17 protein-coding genes are annotated in these 16833 nt (G+C 71.8%); 13 read left to right on the forward strand and 4 right to left on the reverse strand.

Going from position 1 to position 16833, the window contains the following annotated elements; all coding sequences use genetic code 11:
* The first annotated feature begins 50 nt into the window (after positions 1 to 50).
* The 4 genes from ACGGAQ_RS09700 (at position 51) to ACGGAQ_RS09715 (ending at position 5727) form a co-directional block, all read left to right on the forward strand.
* Positions 51 to 1463, forward strand: a complete 1413-nt coding sequence (locus ACGGAQ_RS09700; protein ID WP_393046473.1) for an FAD-dependent oxidoreductase — start codon at positions 51 to 53, stop codon at positions 1461 to 1463.
* A gap of 87 nt (positions 1464 to 1550) precedes the next feature.
* Positions 1551 to 3704 carry an FUSC family protein gene (locus ACGGAQ_RS09705; protein ID WP_393046475.1) on the forward strand — a complete coding sequence of 718 codons (2154 nt, stop codon included), beginning with the start codon at positions 1551 to 1553 and terminating at the stop codon, positions 3702 to 3704.
* A 155-nt stretch (positions 3705 to 3859) separates the two neighbouring features.
* Positions 3860 to 4426 carry a PASTA domain-containing protein gene (locus tag ACGGAQ_RS09710; protein WP_393046478.1) on the forward strand — a complete coding sequence of 189 codons (567 nt, stop codon included), beginning with the start codon at positions 3860 to 3862 and terminating at the stop codon, positions 4424 to 4426.
* A 263-nt stretch (positions 4427 to 4689) separates the two neighbouring features.
* The gene (locus ACGGAQ_RS09715) at positions 4690 to 5727 is read left to right on the forward strand and encodes an aminotransferase class V-fold PLP-dependent enzyme (protein WP_393046481.1); all 1038 of its coding nucleotides are present in this window, start codon (positions 4690 to 4692) and stop codon (positions 5725 to 5727) included.
* 49 nt (positions 5728 to 5776) lie between these two features.
* Here ACGGAQ_RS09715 and ACGGAQ_RS09720 read toward each other — a convergent pair whose 3' ends face one another.
* Both ACGGAQ_RS09720 and ACGGAQ_RS09725 read right to left on the reverse strand, forming a co-directional pair.
* Entirely contained in the window at positions 5777 to 5935 is a 159-nt protein-coding gene (locus tag ACGGAQ_RS09720) for a hypothetical protein (RefSeq protein ID WP_393046483.1), read from the reverse strand.
* A 79-nt stretch (positions 5936 to 6014) separates the two neighbouring features.
* Positions 6015 to 7187: an acyl-CoA dehydrogenase family protein gene (locus ACGGAQ_RS09725; protein ID WP_354855998.1), complete on the reverse strand. Its 1173-nt coding sequence runs from the start codon at positions 7185 to 7187 to the stop codon at positions 6015 to 6017.
* A gap of 99 nt (positions 7188 to 7286) precedes the next feature.
* Between ACGGAQ_RS09725 and ACGGAQ_RS09730 the strand changes: the two genes are divergently transcribed.
* From ACGGAQ_RS09730 to ACGGAQ_RS09740, 3 genes are all read left to right on the forward strand, one after another.
* The gene (locus ACGGAQ_RS09730; protein ID WP_393046486.1) at positions 7287 to 7943 is read left to right on the forward strand and encodes a TetR/AcrR family transcriptional regulator C-terminal domain-containing protein; all 657 of its coding nucleotides are present in this window, start codon (positions 7287 to 7289) and stop codon (positions 7941 to 7943) included.
* A gap of 105 nt (positions 7944 to 8048) precedes the next feature.
* Positions 8049 to 9503, forward strand: coding sequence for an aldehyde dehydrogenase family protein (locus ACGGAQ_RS09735; protein ID WP_393046489.1), 1455 nt, complete (start codon positions 8049 to 8051; stop codon positions 9501 to 9503).
* Positions 9500 to 10669 carry an alcohol dehydrogenase catalytic domain-containing protein gene (locus tag ACGGAQ_RS09740; RefSeq protein WP_393046491.1) on the forward strand — a complete coding sequence of 390 codons (1170 nt, stop codon included), beginning with the start codon at positions 9500 to 9502 and terminating at the stop codon, positions 10667 to 10669. The genes ACGGAQ_RS09735 and ACGGAQ_RS09740 overlap by 4 nt, the downstream gene beginning before the upstream one ends.
* A 61-nt stretch (positions 10670 to 10730) precedes the next feature.
* On the opposite strand, the gene ACGGAQ_RS09745 is transcribed toward ACGGAQ_RS09740, so the two are convergent.
* The gene (locus ACGGAQ_RS09745; protein WP_358104958.1) at positions 10731 to 11018 is read right to left on the reverse strand and encodes a hypothetical protein; all 288 of its coding nucleotides are present in this window, start codon (positions 11016 to 11018) and stop codon (positions 10731 to 10733) included.
* Between the two features lie 407 nt (positions 11019 to 11425).
* On the opposite strand from ACGGAQ_RS09745, the gene ACGGAQ_RS09750 reads away from it, so the two are divergent.
* The 4 genes from ACGGAQ_RS09750 to ACGGAQ_RS09765 all read left to right on the forward strand — a co-directional run bounded on the left by ACGGAQ_RS09750 (position 11426) and on the right by ACGGAQ_RS09765 (position 13912).
* Positions 11426 to 11560 (forward strand): hypothetical protein, encoded by a 135-nt coding sequence (locus ACGGAQ_RS09750; protein WP_393046494.1) that lies wholly within the window; start codon positions 11426 to 11428, stop codon positions 11558 to 11560.
* Between the two features lie 171 nt (positions 11561 to 11731).
* Positions 11732 to 12718: a hypothetical protein gene (locus tag ACGGAQ_RS09755; RefSeq protein ID WP_393046497.1), complete on the forward strand. Its 987-nt coding sequence runs from the start codon at positions 11732 to 11734 to the stop codon at positions 12716 to 12718.
* Positions 12719 to 12868: 150 nt separating this feature from the next.
* Positions 12869 to 13207, forward strand: coding sequence for a hypothetical protein (locus tag ACGGAQ_RS09760; RefSeq protein ID WP_393046499.1), 339 nt, complete (start codon positions 12869 to 12871; stop codon positions 13205 to 13207).
* A 168-nt stretch (positions 13208 to 13375) separates the two neighbouring features.
* Positions 13376 to 13912 carry an RBBP9/YdeN family alpha/beta hydrolase gene (locus ACGGAQ_RS09765; protein WP_393046502.1) on the forward strand — a complete coding sequence of 179 codons (537 nt, stop codon included), beginning with the start codon at positions 13376 to 13378 and terminating at the stop codon, positions 13910 to 13912.
* Positions 13913 to 13918: 6 nt separating this feature from the next.
* On the opposite strand, the gene ACGGAQ_RS09770 is transcribed toward ACGGAQ_RS09765, so the two are convergent.
* Positions 13919 to 14656 carry a phosphotransferase family protein gene (locus ACGGAQ_RS09770; protein WP_393046505.1) on the reverse strand — a complete coding sequence of 246 codons (738 nt, stop codon included), beginning with the start codon at positions 14654 to 14656 and terminating at the stop codon, positions 13919 to 13921.
* A 131-nt stretch (positions 14657 to 14787) separates the two neighbouring features.
* On the opposite strand from ACGGAQ_RS09770, the gene ACGGAQ_RS09775 reads away from it, so the two are divergent.
* Entirely contained in the window at positions 14788 to 15153 is a 366-nt protein-coding gene (locus ACGGAQ_RS09775) for a PadR family transcriptional regulator (RefSeq protein ID WP_354856007.1), read from the forward strand.
* Positions 15150 to 16526 (forward strand): permease prefix domain 1-containing protein, encoded by a 1377-nt coding sequence (locus tag ACGGAQ_RS09780; RefSeq protein WP_393046508.1) that lies wholly within the window; start codon positions 15150 to 15152, stop codon positions 16524 to 16526. Before ACGGAQ_RS09775 ends, ACGGAQ_RS09780 begins: the two co-directional genes overlap by 4 nt.
* Positions 16527 to 16833: the final 307 nt, after the last annotated feature.

Below are 16833 nucleotides of genomic sequence, written 5' to 3' on the forward strand. Positions count from 1 at the left end.
GGTTACGGTCGTGGATGCCGAGGTTTCCCGACCGTTCGAGGAGTGATCGCATGGCACCCTCTCCGTCCCGGCTCTTCGCGGAGATAGCGACGGCCGAACGACCGGCCGAGACCAGAGTGGTCATGCGGCGAGCGGTGGTGCTCGGCGGCAGCATGGCCGGGTTGCTGGCGGCCCGGGTTTTGAGCGATCACGCCGAGGAAGTGCTGATCATCGAACGCGATCCGTCCGATGTCGACGGCGGGCCTCGGCCGGGGGTGCCCCAGGGCAGCCAGGTGCACGCGCTGCTGCCCGCCGGTCAGGTCCAGTTGGAACGCTGGTTTCCCGGCATCGCCGACGAGGCGCTGGCGCTCGGTGCCCCTCCGCCGCCGCGCGACCAGGACACCGCGAAGGTCTTCATCAACGGCGTACTGGGTCTGCCGCCGGCAGCGACCGGCACCGGGCCGGCGTTGATCACCACGCGTCCGTTCCTGGAGGCGCTGGTCCGTCGGCGGACCCTCGCCGTCGACAACATCCAGATGGTGTACGGCCGGGCCGAGGGCCTCCTCTTCGACGAGCGGCGCGTCACCGGCGCCCGGTACGTGCCCGAGGGCGGCAGCGAGCCGGTCGTCGAAACGGCGGACCTGGTGGTGGACGCGATGGGCCGGTCCAGCCGGTTGAGTGACTGGCTGGCCGAGGAGGGGTGGCCGCGCCCGCCGATGCACCGTATGCCGATCAAGCTGAACTACGCGACGGCGCTCTACAAGCGCGACGAGAAGGTCAGCGACGCTTGGGTGGCGGTCTTCCACACCATGGCGGGCAAGGGGCGTACCGCCCGGATCGGCGGGATCAACTCGGTCGAAGGGGACCGTTGGATCATGCTGGTCGCCGGCTACGACGGGGACCGGCCCAGCCGCGATGTCGCCGACTTCACCACCCGCTGCCGGGAGCACTACCCGCAGATGTTCGGCGACATCGCCGAACACGGGGAGATGCTCGGCCCGGTGGTCACGTACCACCAGGCGGACAGCCGACGCCGCGACTTCCATAAGCTCGACCGCCTGCCCGCCGGGTTGGTCGCCGCCGGTGACGCGGTCGCGTCCTTCAACCCGGTGTACGGCCAGGGCATGACCTCCGCGACGCTGCACGCCTCCTGCCTGTCAAACTATCTGCGGTCCGGGCCGAAGCCGCACGACGAGCCCGCGCGGGCGTACTTCGACCAGGTCCGCGTGGTGGTCGACGCCGCCTGGCAGGTCTCCACCACCGCCGACATCGAGCTGCCGCACGTCGACGGGCCGTACCCGCCCGGTTACCTGGTCACCAAGTGGTTCGGCGATCTGCTCTTCCGGGCGTCGCTCACCGACCCGGTGCTCAACGCCCGGTTGGGGCGGGTGACCACAATGCTCGACCACCCGGCCGCCCTGAGCCGCCCCGGCACCCTGTTCCGGGCGCTCCGCTTCGGCCTGCGCGGCGGCCGTCGGCGGTGATTCGTCGCCAAACCCGCAGCCCGTGGCGGGGTGCGGTGGAGAATGGTGGGTCGGGAAGGGGTGCCGCGACGAACCGGGGGAGCAGGCGTGCTCGCAACCAGCCTCCTTGGCCGGCTGCGCCGCCGTGACCCGGGGGACGCCGTCCTGCGGCGCGCGGTGCGCCTGACGCTCGTCGCGTCCCTCATCTTCTACGCCTGCCGGTACGGGGCGGGCAGCCCGGTACTCGCCACGTACGGGTTGTTCGGCACGATCGCCGCCGGGTCGTTCGCCCAGTTGCCCGGTCCGGCGCCGCAGCGGGCGCGGATCCTCGTCACGTCGCTGCCGGCGGTCTGGGCGCTGATCGCGGCCGGCACGCTGCTGGCGTGGAGCACGTGGGCGGCGGCCGGCGGAATGCTGGTCGTCGGGTTCGTCGTGGCGTTCGCGGGGGTCGGGAATCCGCGGCTGGTGGGTCTGGCCAGCGCGTTCCAGCTCTTCTACATTCTGGCGTCCTTTCCGCCGTACCAACCGGGCACCCTGCCGCAGCGACTGGGCGGGGTCACGCTCGCGGTCGTGCTGCTCGCCGCGGCCGAGGTGCTGCTCTGGCCCGATCCGGTGCCGGTCACCTACCGGCAGCTGCTCACCCGGGCGGCGGACGGCGTCGGGGCGTTCCTCGACGACGCCGCCGACGCGCTGACCGACCCGCACGCGGGTCACGGTGGTCGGGACAGCCGGCGCGCGCGGGCGTACGACCTGGTGGCCCCGCTCGGTCTGGGTCGCAACCCGCCGGAGCGGGCGCCGACCGCGGCGGGCGCCCAGGACCGGGCGCTGCGGATCTCGGCGGCGGCGCTGCGGGAGGTGCTCGCCGAGGCGGACCGGCTCGCGGGGGACGCCCCGCCGGAGCCGATCGGAGAGCTGGCGGCGGCGCGGCTGGTGCGCACCTGCGCTGAGACGACCCGGGCCGCCGGCCGGAGCCTGTCACCGGGTGCGCCGCCGGTCGACCTCGCTGGCCTGGACGTCGCGATCCGCGCGGCCGAGGCCGCCTACCCGGTGGGGCGGGGCGGCGGCGACGCGCCGGACGTACCCCGGATGTGCCGGGACGCGACCGCGCTGGCCCTCGCCGACCAGGTGCGGGTCTTCGCCGTCGGTGCCCGGGTCGCCGCCGGGGCGCGGCCCGCCGGAGGCGAGGCATACCCCAGACTTTTCGAGTACGCGCGCCACAGCCCGTGGACGCTGTACTGGTGGCAGTTCCGCTCCCACCTGGCACCCCGCTCCGCCCACCTGCACAGCGCGCTTCGACTGGCCGTGGCGCTGTCGGTCGCCCGGGTGGCCGCCGGGGTGTTGCAGCTCAACCACGGCTTCTGGGTGCTCCTGGCGACCCTCACGGTCCTGCGGACCTCGGCCGCCGACACCCGCACCGCGCTGCGACCCGCAGTGCTCGGCACGATCGCGGGCGTCGTCGTCAGTGGCCTGCTGGTGCTCCTCGTCGAGGACCCCATCGTGTACGCCGTCGTTCTGCCGGTCACGCTGCTGCTGGCGTTCGGTGTCGGTCGGCTGCTGGGCCCGGTCTGGCAGCAGGCGCTGTTCACCCTGCTGCTGACCGTCGTGTTCAGCCAGCTCAGCCCGGAGGGTTGGCGGCTCGCCGAGGCCCGGCTGGTCGACGTCGGGCTCGGCGCGGTGATCGGTGTGCTCGCCGGCGTCGCCATGTGGCCGCGCGGCGCGAGCCACGACCTGCGCCACAACGCCGCGCGGTACCTGACGGCCAGCGGGGACGCGGTCGAGCGGACCGTCGAGGCGGTGCTCGGCGACGCGCCGCCGCCCGAGGACGACCTCGATCGGGTCCGCCAGCGGATGGTCCTTGTCGACTCGTCCTACTGCCAGTACCACTCCGAGCGCCACGACCCGCAGCGCGCGCGGGTGGACTGGGACGCCGCCCTGGGCGCGGGGCAGCACGTGGTGCCCGGCGCGGAGTCGCTGCTGCGCCGCAACCCGCCCGGCTGTCTCGCCGGCTGGCCGGCGGCGGCGGCCCTGCTGCGGGACGCGGCCGGGCAACTGCGGTCGGCGTACGACGAACTGGCCGGCGAGGTGGCACAGGGCCGGGCCGCGGGCCCGGTGCCGGCCCCGACCGACTGTGTCGACGAGGTGGACCGGGTCCGTCCGCTGCTCGGCGACGTCGACTCCTCGGCGGTACGCCACCTGGTGGAGGTCGACCGTTGGCTCGCCGGCCTCGCCGACAGCCTCACCCGGATCCACCCGCGGCGCTGATGGCGAACCGGTCGGTCGAGACCGGAAGTGGTGACGGGTGCAGTACGTCTAGCGAGGCAGGAAAGCCTGTTGTGCAGCTCACGCCACCCGTGGTTGATCTTCAGTGACCAAGTGGCCCCTGTCAAAAGCCGGTGAAGATCACCAGACTCCTCTGCGTGACCTACCAACCACCCGAACAGCCTTACCCCGGCCCGCAGCCGCCACCAGCTGGGTACCCCGGCTTCCAGCCCTCGCCCGTCCCTGGCCGGCGCAAGCTGGGCACCTGGGCGATCGTCGGCATCGTCGTGGGCGTTGTTGTGCTGCTCTGCTGCGGCATCGGCGTCGTCGGCGCGATCGTCGGCGGCGACAGCCCTCAGGCAACGCCCTCGGCGTCGGCGCGGGCCGTGGTCGACGGCGCGGCGCCCACCGCCGCCCCCGCCACTCCCGCCGCGCCGGTGACTACGGCCGCTGCGCCGCCATCCGTGGCCCCGACGACGAAGCCGGCGCCTCCGCCCGCACCGGTCACGGTTGTCATGCCGGACCTGGTCGGTCTGAACGCTGCCGTGGCTCAGGACAAGTTGAAGAGGCTCGGCATCACCACCATCAAGCTCGGTAGCGGCGACGAGAACGACACTTTCGTGATCCTGCCGGAGAACTGGACGGTGACGAAGCAGTCCCACAAGAAGGGCGCCAAGGTGGCCCTTGATGAGCTGGTGGTGCTGACCTGCACCAAGCAAGGCTGAACGCGATGAGGCCCCGAACACCGGAGTTCGGTGGTTCGGGGCCTCACGTCCACGTCGGTCGTTCGCAGGTGCGGCCGCAGAGACGCGGTAATACGCCGATGAGCCTCATACCTCAGTGTCATATCTATACCTCAGAGTCATAACGTTCGTCAGGGACCGGCCCGCCCACGCGCGGCCGACAGTGGGCTCGTCCGTGCGCCACAGGCCGCCGATCGCCGATTGGCCGTGCCCATGCGAGGTGGTCCGGGCCTAGCGTCGGCGACATGGAGATCGCGCAGGCACAGCAGTTGTGGAAGCCGGAGCCCGGCTGGTTGAACACGGCCTCCTACGGGTTGCCGCCCGAGCCGGCCTGGTCGGCGGTGCAGGAGGCCCTGGCCGGCTGGCGGGTTGGCAGCACGTCCTGGGAGGGCTGGGGCGAGTCGGTGCAGCGGGCCCGTACCGCGTTCGCCGGTCTGATCGGCGTGCCGGCCAGTGACGTGGCGGTCGGCGCGACCGTCTCCCAGATGCTGGCGCCGGTGGCGGCGGGGCTGCCGGCGGGGGCCACCGTGGTGGTTCCGGAGATCGAGTTCACCTCGAACCTGTTCCCCTGGCTCGTCCAGGAGGAGCGCGGCGTCACGGTCCGCACGGTGCCGGCGGACCGGCTGGTCGACGCGATCGACGCCGACACCGACCTCGTCGCGTTCAGCCTGGTGCAGTCGGCCGACGGCTCGGTCGCCGCGTACGACGAGATCGTGGCCGCGGCCCGCGCGCACGACGCGCTGGTGGTGGTGGACGCGACCCAGGCGTGCGGGTGGCTGCCGTTCGACGGGACCCGGGCCGACGTGGTGGCCGTTGGCGGCTACAAGTGGCTGATGAATCCGCGCGGCACCGCGTACACCTATCTGGCCCCGGCGCTGCGCGAGCGCCTGCGCCCGGACGCCGCCGGCTGGTACGCGGGCCGCGACCCGCACGCCTCCTACTACGGCCCGCCGCTGCGGCTGGCCGACGACGCCCGCCGGTTCGACATCTCGCCGGCCTGGTTCAGCTGGGTCGGCGCGGCCCCCGCCATGGAGCTGGTCGCCGAGATCGGCGTGCCGGCGATCCAGGAGCACGACGTGGCGCTGGCCAACCGGTTCCTGACCGGCCTGGGTCGGCCGCCGGGGGACAGCGCCATCGTCACCATCGAGGTGCCCGGCGCGGAGCAGCGTCTCGCCGCGGCCGGCATCCGGGCGGCGGTCCGCGCCGGGCGGATCCGCGCCTCCTTCCACATCTACTCCACCGAGGCGGACGTGGACGCCGCCCTGGATGCGCTGAACGGGTGACCCGTGCAGATTAGGACGGTCGGCTGCGGCCGACCGTCCTAATCTGCCGTCAGGAGCAGGCGCCGAAGGTCGCGGCGGTGTAGGAGAGGGGTTGCCACTCCAGGTCGATGCCGATGCTCATGTCCCACCGGCCGTCGGCGAGGCGGCCGAAGTGGACGATGTTGCTGCCGGCGCCGTCGTAGTAGTACCAACCCTCGCCCTCGTACACGGCGAGACGGGTCGCCGCCGTGGCCAGGGTCTTCTGGCCGACTCCCGTTGCACGTCAGTCGGAAGGCGGACATTCCACATCAGGCCAGGTGGCCACCGATCTTCGTGTACCCGCGCAGCAGGTCCCGGGAGATGATCAGCCGCTGCATCTCGTCGGTGCCCTCGAAGATGCGGTAGAGCCGGACCTGCCGGTACCAGCGCTCGATGGGCAGCTCCCGGGTGTAGCCCATACCGCCGTGGATCTGGAGCACCCGGTCGACCACCCGGTTGACCATGCCGGCGCCGTAGAGCTTGCCCATCGACGAGGCGTGCCGGGGGTCCAGGCCCTGGTCGACCGTCCACGCCGAGCGCAGCACCAGCCAGCGGGCCGCCTCCAGCTCGGTCTCCGAGTCGGCGATCATCCACTGGATGGCCTGGTTGGTGCCGATCTTCGCGCCGAACGTCTCGCGGGTGTTGGCGTAGTCGATCGCCATCTGCAGGACCCGCTCGGCGATGCCGATGGCGTGCGACGGGATGGTGTAGCGGCCCTTGCCGATCCACTCCATGCCGAGGGTGAAGCCCTGCCCGATCTCGCCGAGGATGTTGCGGTGCGGCACGCGTACGCCGTCGAAGATCAGCGACGCGGGCCCGCCCTCGCCCATGGTCTGGATGAACTCCGAGCGCCAGCCCATCGCCCGGTCCACCAGGAACGCGGTCGCGCCGCCGTTGCGGGCGCCCTTCTCCCGGTCGGTCACCGCGACGACGATGGCGAAATCGGCGTCGTGGCCGCCGGTGATGAAGGTCTTCTCGCCGTCGAGGATCCAGTCGTCGCCGTCGCGGCGGGCGGAGAGCCGGATGTTTGCCGCGTCCGAGCCGGCGCCCGGTTCGGTGATCGCGAAGCAGGACCGCCGCTCACCCTCGATCGTCGGAATGAGGAATTCCTGCTTCTGCTCCTCGGTGGCGTGGAACAGGATGTTGTCCGCCTCGCCGCCGAAGCGGAACGGCACGAACGTATGGCCCAGCTCCGTCCAGATCAACGACTGGAGGACGGCCGGCAGGTTCATCCCGCCGTACTCCTCGGGGGTCGCCAGGCCCCAGAAGCCGAACTTGCGCGCCTTGAGTTGCAACTCGCGCACCTCGGAGTGGTCCAGGCCCGGCTGGTGCGCCCGCTCGCGGCGCAGCACCTCCGCCTCCAGGGGCATCACCTCGCGGCGGATGAACGACCGGACGGTGTCCCGCACCGCCCGCTCCTCGTCGGTGAGCGAAAAGTCCACGGTGGTCCTCCTGGCGTCGGTGCGGCCGGTCACCCCTAAACTAGCGGTGTAAGTTTTGATGCGTCCAGACCCCCGTGTCGCCGACTCGCGAGGAGCGCAGTGCCCCGACCCCGCCGGCCCCGGCTCACCCGGCAGTTGATCGTCGACACCGCCACGGCGCTCATCGACGCCGAGGGTCTGCCCGCGCTCTCCACCCGTCGACTCGCCGCCGCGCTGGGCGTGCAGGGCCCGTCGCTCTACAACCACTTCGCCACCAAGGACGAGATCCTGGACGCGGTCGCCGACGCGGTCACCGGCGCCGTCGACACCAGCGGCTTCACCGGCCGGGACTGGGCCGGCGCGCTGCGCGACTGGGCCTGGTCGTACCGGCGGGCGCTCACCGCGCACCCGAACATCGTGCCGTACCTCGCCCAGGGGCCCGGTCGCCGGCCGGCCGCCCTCGCCATGGCCGACGCGGTCTACGGCGGCCTGGTCCGCGCCGGGTGGCCACCGGCCCGCGCCACCCACATCGGCGCGGCGCTGCGCTACTTCGTGGCCGGCTCGGCGCTCGGCTCGTTCGCCCGCGGATTCGTCGAGGACCCCGAGCTGTACGCCGCGCACTACCCGCACCTGCGTCAGGCGCACCGGCTCGCCGAGCACCAGCAGAGCGTGGACGAGGGCGCCTTCGCCCTTGGCCTGGACGCGCTGCTGCACGGGCTGGCCGCCGAGTACGCCCGCACCGTCGGGCCGGTGGAGTCCGGGCGGCCCAGCGGGTAGCGTCCAAACTCCCAGCGCTAGTTTCATCGCCCGCCGCGACCCCGTCGCCTTCGCCCGCCGCCCAGCCCGCCCCCATCGCCCGTCGCCCACCCCGGAAGGGACGCCATGGACCTCGCCGCCCCGCCGTCGCTGCTGCCCGATGCCCTGCGCCTCCGGCGCCACCTGCACATCGGCGGCGAGTGGACGTCTCCCGCCGGCACCGACGTGATCGACGTGGAGAACCCGAGCACCGGCGAGCTGATCGGCCAGGTGCCCGCCGGCACCGCGGCCGATGTGGACGCCGCCGTCGCCGCCGCCCGCGCCGCCTTTCCCGGCTGGGCGGCCACCGCGCCCGCCGAACGGTCCGCGTACCTCGACCGGCTGCACGCCGCGCTCGCGGCGCGCGCCGACGACCTCGCCCGCACCGTCGCCGCCGAGCTGGGCGCCCCGCTCAAGCTCGCCACCCGCGTGCAGGTCGCGCTGCCGCTGATCGTGCTGCGCGACCACGTGGCGCTCGCCGCCCGGCCGCCGGTCGAGGAGACCATCGGCAACTCCCTCGTCGTGCGCGAGCCGATCGGCGTGGTCGGCGCGATCACCCCGTGGAACTACCCCCTGCACCAGGTGATGGCGAAGGTCGCGCCCGCGCTCGCCGCCGGCTGCACGGTCGTGCTCAAGCCCAGCGAGCTGACCCCGCTGACCGCGTACCTGCTCTTCGACGCGGTCACCGAGGCCGGTCTGCCGCCGGGTGTGCTCAACCTGGTCCCCGGAACCGGCGCGGCGGTCGGCGAGGCGCTCGCCGGGCACCCCGACGTCGACCTGGTCTCGTTCACCGGCTCCACCGCCACCGGCACCCGGATCATGCGACTCGCCGCCGACCGGATCGCCCGGGTCGCGCTGGAGCTGGGTGGCAAGTCCGCCAACGTGATCCTCGAAGACGCCGACCTGGCCGCCGCGGTCAAGGTCGGCGTCGGCAACGCCCTGATGAACTCCGGCCAGACCTGCACGGCGTGGACCCGGATGCTGGTGCACCGCGACAGGTACGCCGAGGCGCTCGACCTGGTCGCGGCGGCGGTGGCCGGCTACCGCGTCGGCGACCCGTTCGACCCGGCCACCCGCCTCGGCCCCCTGGTCTCCGCCGCCCAGGCGACGCGGGTGCGCGGCCACGTCGAGCGGGCTCTCGCCGACGGCGCCCGCCTCGTCGCCGGTGGCCCGGACGCCCCGGTGCCGGCGCGGGGGCACTTCGTCGCCCCGACAGTCTTCGCCGACGTGCACCCGGACAGCGCGCTCGCCCAGGAGGAGGTCTTCGGCCCGGTGCTCGCCGTTCTCCCGTTCGACGACACCGACGAGGCCGTCGCCATCGCCAACAACTCGCGCTACGGGCTGGCCGGCGCGGTCTGGTCCGCCGACACCGAGGCGGCGCTCGCGGTGGCGCGGCGGTTGCGTACCGGTGCGGTCGACATCAACGGCGCGGCGTTCAACCCACTCGCGCCCTTCGGCGGCTACAAGCAGTCCGGCCTGGGCCGGGAGCTGGGCGTGCACGGGCTCGCCGAGTTCTGCGAGCTGAAGGCGATCCAGCGATGAGCGGCGCTGAGCCGACGGCCGTGCCGGGGGTGGGCGCGGAGCCGGCGGCCGTGCCGGCGGTTAGCGCTGAGCCGGCGGACGCGTCGGTCACCGTCCGCGCGCTTGTCGCGCGCGGGCCCGGCGCCGCGCTGCGGGTCGAGCGGGTACGCCTGCCCGCGCCCGGCCCCGGCGAGGTGCGGGTGACGATCCGGGCGGCCGGCGTCTGCCACTCCGACCTGTCCATGGTCAACGGCACTCTGGCCGCGACGTTCCCGCTGGTGCTCGGGCACGAGGCGACGGGCGTGGTGGCCGAGGCAGGGGCGGGCACCCGGCTGCCGGTCGGCACGCCTGTGGTGCTCAACTGGGCGCCCGCCTGCCGGGCCTGCTGGTGGTGCAGGCACGACGAGCCGTGGCTCTGCGCCGCCAACACCGCCCCGACCGTGGCGCGCGGCGAGACCGAGGACGGCATCCCGCTGCACCTCACGCTGGGTCTCGGCGCGCTCGCCGAGGCGGTGGTGGTGCCGGAGAGCGCCGTCGTACCGATCCCCGCCGGGCTGCCCGCCGAGCAGGCCGCGCTGCTCGGCTGCGCGGTGCTCACGGGCGTCGGCGCGGTCGGCAACACCGCCCGGGTCGCGCCCGGCGAGTCGGTCGCCGTCGTCGGGCTCGGCGGGGTCGGGCTCGCCGTTCTCGCCGCCGCCCGCCGCGCCGGCGCCACGACGATCCTCGCCGTCGACGTGGCCGAGGCGAAGCGGGACCTGGCCCTCGCCGCCGGGGCCACCGACTTTCTGCTCTCCGACGACAGGCTCTCCAAGGAGGTGCGGGCACGCACCGAGGGCCGGGGCGTCGACCACGCCTTCGAGTGCGTCGGGCGGGCCGCCACGATCCGGGCGGCGTGGCGGCTCACCCGGCGCGGGGGAGCGGTAACCGTGGTCGGCATGGGCGCCAAGGACGACATGGTCAGCCTCGGCGCACTCGACATCTTCCACTCCGCGCGTACGCTGCGCTCCTCGGTGTACGGCTCGTCCGACCCGGACCGTGAGGTGCCGGTGCTGGCCGGTGAGCTCGCCGACGGCACGCTGGATCTGCGCGTGCTGGTCAGCGGCACGCTCGGGCTGGACGAGGCGCCCATCGCGTTCGACCGGCTCGCCCGGGGTGAGGGCGCCCGCTGGGTGGTCACGCTGGACTGAGCCGAGCAGCCTCACCTGCCGGCCGTCTCCGCCCGCTGGCGTCGGCGGCGCCCAGTGTCGATCAGAAGGGTGGTGTGTCCTCGCCCATCAACGCCAGCACGACGCCACCCCTCCCGCTCTTGAGGCTCTGGACCACGACCTTGCCGGTGCTGCCGTCGGGCAGTTCCAACGTGAAGGTCTTCCCGACCGCGTTCTTGGGGCCATTGCCGGCGCTGTTGGCGGGCCGGAAGTCGCCTGCCCACGGCCGGGTCCCACCCTTGCGGGCGGGCTCGGCGAAGAGGGCGGCGGTGCCAGGGGTCCTGGTGCCGTCCGAGGAGAGAAGCACTGAGGCGCTGCGAAAGGTAGCCATATGCGCCAAGGCTATCCCGCGCTGCGCTCGATCGCGCCCCGCAACTGCCCTCGACACCGAACGGCCTTCGGAGCGACCGCGGTCTGCTACCCGCTGGGGACGATCGTGCGATGGCTGCGGACCGAGCCAGCCCCCGGCCGTCTGGCGCATCAGAGAGTGGGTTGGGTCTCCCACCAACCGTGCACCCGAGGAGCATGACGACATCGCATGGGTCCGTATCGGTGGGGCGACACGGATCGTCGCCCCGCCACCGGCGATGCACTTCCCACCGTCGCCAGGAGCTGGAACAGCGTAGGGTCGGCGTGCAGTGGAGGACTTCGCGCCCGCCGCATGGTCCGTCACCTGCACGCCGCGGTCAGGCGAGTACCACGCTGCACGTTCACCTACCTGCTCCAGGAGGTTCGATCATGTCCAAGGACTCGACGACCAAGGCGAACGTCAAGAAGAAGGGTAAGACGATCAAGGAGAAGCAGACTGCGAAGCGCCTCAAGCGCGACGAGCAGAACGGGCGCTCCTCGAACGTCGTGTCCACCGGGCGCTGACGCCGGCAGCATCGCGGCATTGTTCGAATGCGCCGATGACGGGTGGGATCCGACGATCGTCGGATCCCACCTGCCGCTGCTGCCCTAGAGCTGCGGCAGGGCCGCGCGAGTAGTGCACAGGGCAGGGCAGAGAACTCAGGACCAGCTACGCGAGCCATAAGATCTACTTCTATGGCCCGCACCACACCTCCGCGTCCCCTGGACATCACCGCGCTCTTCCCCGAGCTGCGGGACCATTGCAGCACCGCGACCCGGCTGCATCCCCGGCCCGGCGCTCCGACCGTTGGGGACAGTTCGGTCGGGGGACCGCTGCTGTGGCCGGCCGACGGAATGTGGCCGGTCTGCGACGATGCCGGGGCGCACGAGCCGTACAACCTGACCACCCCGGCCGCCCTGCATCGCAGGCGGGAGATCCTCGCGACCGCGCAAGCCCGGGCGCCGCTGCCGGGCGGGGACTTCTTGACCGCGCAGGAGCGGGCTGAGCTCGATGCGGCCGACGCTCTGGAGCTGGACGACCTGATCGAGGATCCGATCCCGTTGGTCCCGGTCGCGCAGCTGTACCGACGGGATATCCCGGACTACGCCGGTCCGGACGGCACCGACCTGCTCCAGGTGCTGTGGTGCCCGGTGGACCATTCGGATCGGCACTACAGCCCTCGCGTCTTCCTCTACTGGCGTGACAGTTCCGCCGTCGGCCCGCTGCTCGAAGCGCCTCCCGAGCCGCCGGTGATCAGCGACATGTACCTGCCGGTTCCGTGCGTGGTGCACCCCGAGCAGGTTCGCGAGTACCAGTACGCCGATCTGCTCCCCGATGACCTACGCGAGCGGCTCGACGAGTGGGATGACGACGAGGACGACAGCCGTCCCCACTATCAGAGCGACTTGTCGCTGGCGCCGGGCTGGAAGGTCGGCGGGTACGCGAACTGGTCGCTGACCGATCCGTACCCGATGGACTGTGTCGCCTGCGGCACCCCGATGACCTTGATCTTCACCGTCGACTCGGGCGACTGGAACGGCATGCACTGCAGTTGGCGCCCGTTGGAGGAGAACCCGACCGCGTCCCCGGACGTCGTCGTGCAGATCGGGCGCGGCTACTCGCTGTACACCTTCCGCTGTCCCGCATCATTCGACCATCCCCCGGCCACCGCTATGCAGTGACGCGGTCTCCATCCGTGGCGGGCCGGATCCGCAGACCGAGTAGGCCCCGGAACGCGATCAGGGCCAACGGAGAATGATTCGGAGGTTCGGCGGGATCGGCGAAGCGGTATCTCGCTACCGGACTGCGCGGACGGTGCCTACTCTTCCGTCGTGGCCCGTACCCGTATCAGGAGCATCGCCGTCGAGGACATCGTCTACCGATGGGCTGTCGGCCTGGTCGATCCGAGCCGTGTCAGGGTCAGGGTCTGGCGGGACGGACCCGGCGGTGCATTGGAGGTCATGGTGAACTTCGATGACCCATGGCTGAACTATGGACCGATCATCACCGCACCTGCCGGCCAGGCGGCCGAAGTGTTCGAACTGAGCCCGGTCGCCCCGGCTCTGGTCGCGAAGATCGTCCGGCAGGCATTGGACATGGGCTGGCAGGCACATCACAACGCAACGACGCGGCTCCAGCTCACCCGCGACCGCGAACGGTTGGAGCCATAGATCGATCGGTCAAGAAAGGTCGAGGCGCGCCGCCACGAGCCGCACCGCTCGGCCCGCCGCTGACGGCCTGGGCTGCGTGACGCCCGGCAGCGGCCGGCCCGCTGAGGACGAACTCGTTCTTGGTCGGTCACGTGGTTTGATCACGGTGTCGATGCGAAGGAGGCCACGGTGGGTCGCAGCGCGATCATCTTCCACGGGACCGGCGGCAACCCGGACGTGGTCTGGTACCGCTGGTTGGCGCAGCGGCTCGAGGCTCGGGGCTACGCCGTCGAGGTTCCGCACCTCCCGGGCATCAACGTCGAGCCGATCGCGACGTTCCTGCCGACGGTGCTCGACGGGCACCGCTTCGACGAGGACACCGTCCTGGTGGGCCACTCCGGGGGCGCGGCCCTGCTGCTGGCGCTCCTGGAGCATGTCGAGGTGCCCGTCGCCCAGGCGATCCTGGTCGCCGGCTACTGCACCCGGCCCAACACCAGCGAGGAACCGGTCCTCCAGGAGAGCTACGACTGGGCCGCGATCCGGTCGCACGTGCGCGACATCGTCTTCATCAACTCCCGCGAGGATCCGTACGGCTGCGACGACCGACAGGGACGCGCCATGTTCGAGCGGCTCGGCGGCACCCAGATCGTGCGCGACGACGGGCACTTCGGCGACTACAACCAGCCGTACGAGCGGTTCGAGCTGCTTGACCGACTCATCCCCTGACGCTCGTCACATCCGCGCCCGCAGCACGTCGACCTCGCAGCCGGGCGCCGAGGGGTCGAAACCGTGCTCGGCCAGCCAACGGATCACCACCAGGCTGCGCCACGACCACCACGCCCGGATCACGTCGACGTCGACGTCGGCGCCGTAGCCGGCCACGACATCGCCGAGGTGGTCCTCGTGGCCGAGCGTCAACGTGGCGAGGTCGAACAGGGCGTCACCCCGGCCCGCCTCGGACCAGTCGAGCACGCCGGTGATCTCGTCACCGTCGACGAACACGTGGTCCACCTGTAGGTCCCCGTGCGTGAACACCGGTGTCCACGGCCGGAGCGCCGCCTCGGCGATCTGGCGGTTGCGGGTGACCAGGTCGGTGGGGAGAACGCCGTTCGCGACGAGCCACCCGCACTCGTGGTCGAGCCGCGTGGCCAGCTCGTCGAGGCTCCGACCGGGCCAGGGTGGCAGCGGCGCGTCGTGCAGCGTCCGTACGGCGGCGCCCGCCCCGGCCCACGCCGTCGGGGGCGCGGTCGACGGCTCGCCGAGGCGGCCGAGTGCCCTGCCGCGCAGGGCGGCGAGCGCGAGCACGGGCGGGTTGCGCCACAGGACCTCCGGAGTCGGCACGGGCGCCAGCGCCATTGCCGCGACCTCGACGTCCGCGTGACCCGGATCGGCGTCGATCTTGAGGAACACGTCGCCGACGCGCACGGTCGCCCGCTCCCGGTGGGCGACGACGACCTCGATCTCCTGCACGCCGGCGATTGTCGCGGGATCGACCACCGACCTGCCAGGGGTTTTCCGCGCACCCCCGGGGAGTCGTTGCGCCCGGGAAATACCTAGCAGTACTATGCCTTGTACTTCTAGGGTTGGGGGTGAGGGGCCTCGTGAAGGTCGCTAAGGATCTGGTGGCCGCGTCGGCCACACCGATGGTGCTCGGCATCCTGGCCGAGGGGGAGAGCTACGGCTACGCCATCCTGCGGCGGATCAACGAGCTGTCCGGAGGTGAGCTGGACTGGACCGAGGGGCTGTTGTATCCGCTGCTGCACCGGCTCGAGCGGCTGGCCTATGTGGAGGCGAGCTGGCAGTCGGTCGCCGGTGAGCGCAAACGCAAGTACTACCGGATCACCGACCGGGGCCTGGCCGAGCTGGCCGAGCAGCGCCGGCAGTGGGACACCGTCGTGGGCGCGCTCAAGGAGATCTGGCACGACCGTACGCCGCTGACGGTGCGCCCGCTGGGGGGCCTCGCATGACGGCGCACGACGGGCCGGAAGAGCTGGAGGCGCAGTTCGCGCAGTGGCGCCAATACGTGCTCCGGCGTCGGGAACTGCAGTCGGTGGACGCCGACGAGTTGGAAGACCACCTCCGCGGCTCGGTCGACGAGCTCGTCGCGGCGGGCCTGAGCCCGGACGAGGCGTTCCTGGTCGCGGTCAAGCGGATGGGCAGTCTCGACGAGCTCTCCCGCGAGTTCGCCCGGGAGCATTCGGAACGGCTGTGGAAGCAACTGGTGCTCACCGGTGACTCCGGCAACCCGGCCGCCGGCTCGCGTTCCCGGCGGGACCTGTGGGTCATGCTTGGCTGCGCGGCCGGCGCGGTGGCCTCGGTAAAGGTGCCCGCGCTGTTCGGGTTGACCTTCGACCACGACGGATCGTTCTACGCGCGCAACGCCACGCTGTTCGCGCTGCCCTGGCTGGCGGCGTTCCTGGCCTGGCGCCGGGGAGCCCGACCGGTGGTGATCGCGGTGCTGGCGGCGCTGTTCGCCCTCGGCGCCGTCGCGGCGAACGTCTACCCCCTGGCGGACGACTCGCAGTCCGTGGTCGTGACCGGCGTCCACCTTCCGATCGCCCTGTGGCTCGTGGTCGGTCTGGCCTACGTCGCCGACGACTGGCGCTCGTCGCGTCGACGCATGGACTTCATCCGCTTCACCGGCGAGTGGTTCATCTACTTCGTGCTGATGGCCCTCGGCGGTGGCGTGCTCGCCGCGTTCCTGTTCAACACCTTCGCGGCCATCGGGATCGTCCCGGAGGCGTTCATCTCGCAGTGGCTCCTGCCCTGCGGCGCCGCGGCCGCGGTCGTCGTGGCCGGGTGGCTCGTCGAGGCCAAGCAGAGCGTCGTCGAGAACATCGCGCCGGTCCTCACGCGACTGTTCACCCCGCTCTTCACCGCCGCCCTGCTCGCTTTCCTCGTCGCCGTCGTCTGGACCAGCCACGGCATCGACGTCGAGCGCGAGGCGCTGATCCTGTTCGACCTCCTGCTCGTCGTGGTGCTGGGGCTGCTGCTCTACTCGCTCTCGGCCCGCGATCCGCTGGCCCCGCCCGGCCCGTTCGACAAACTCCAGCTCGCCCTCGTGGTCAGCGCCTTGGCCATCGACGTGCTGGTGCTGGTGGAGATCACCGGGCGCATCACCGACAACTACGGCGGCACGCCCAACCGGGCGGCAGCGCTAGGCGAGAACGTGATCCTGCTGGTCAACCTCGCGTGGTCGGCGTGGCTCCTGCTGAGCTTCCTGCGTCGGCGTACGCCCTTCGCGGCGCTCGAACGGTGGCAGACCGGCTACCTGCCGGTGTACGCCGCGTGGGCCTGGATCGTGGTCCTCGTCTTCCCGCCGCTGTTCAGCTACGCCTAGACGAATAAGTCCCAACTCAAGACGGGGCTGAGGCTGCGGCGAAGGGCGCTGGTCCGCTGTGGCTGCCCGTCGTGTCGATGTGCTGTTGAGCGGTATTCCTCAGAGGTATGAATATGACTCTGAGGAATACCGCTTACCACCGCATCCGCCTCCACGGAGGTGAACGAGGGTCACTGCCGGCCGCCGGCTGCGTCCACCGCTTCAGCTCGCCGCTGTCATCCAGGTCGCAGTACCACCAGCCCGGACCGGGAGGTCATCCTCAACCATCTGGTTGACAGCTCGACACACAGATGCTGAACTATCAACC

This window comes from Micromonospora sp. NPDC047557 (assembly GCF_043205095.1).
Lineage (GTDB): Bacteria > Actinomycetota > Actinomycetes > Mycobacteriales > Micromonosporaceae > Micromonospora.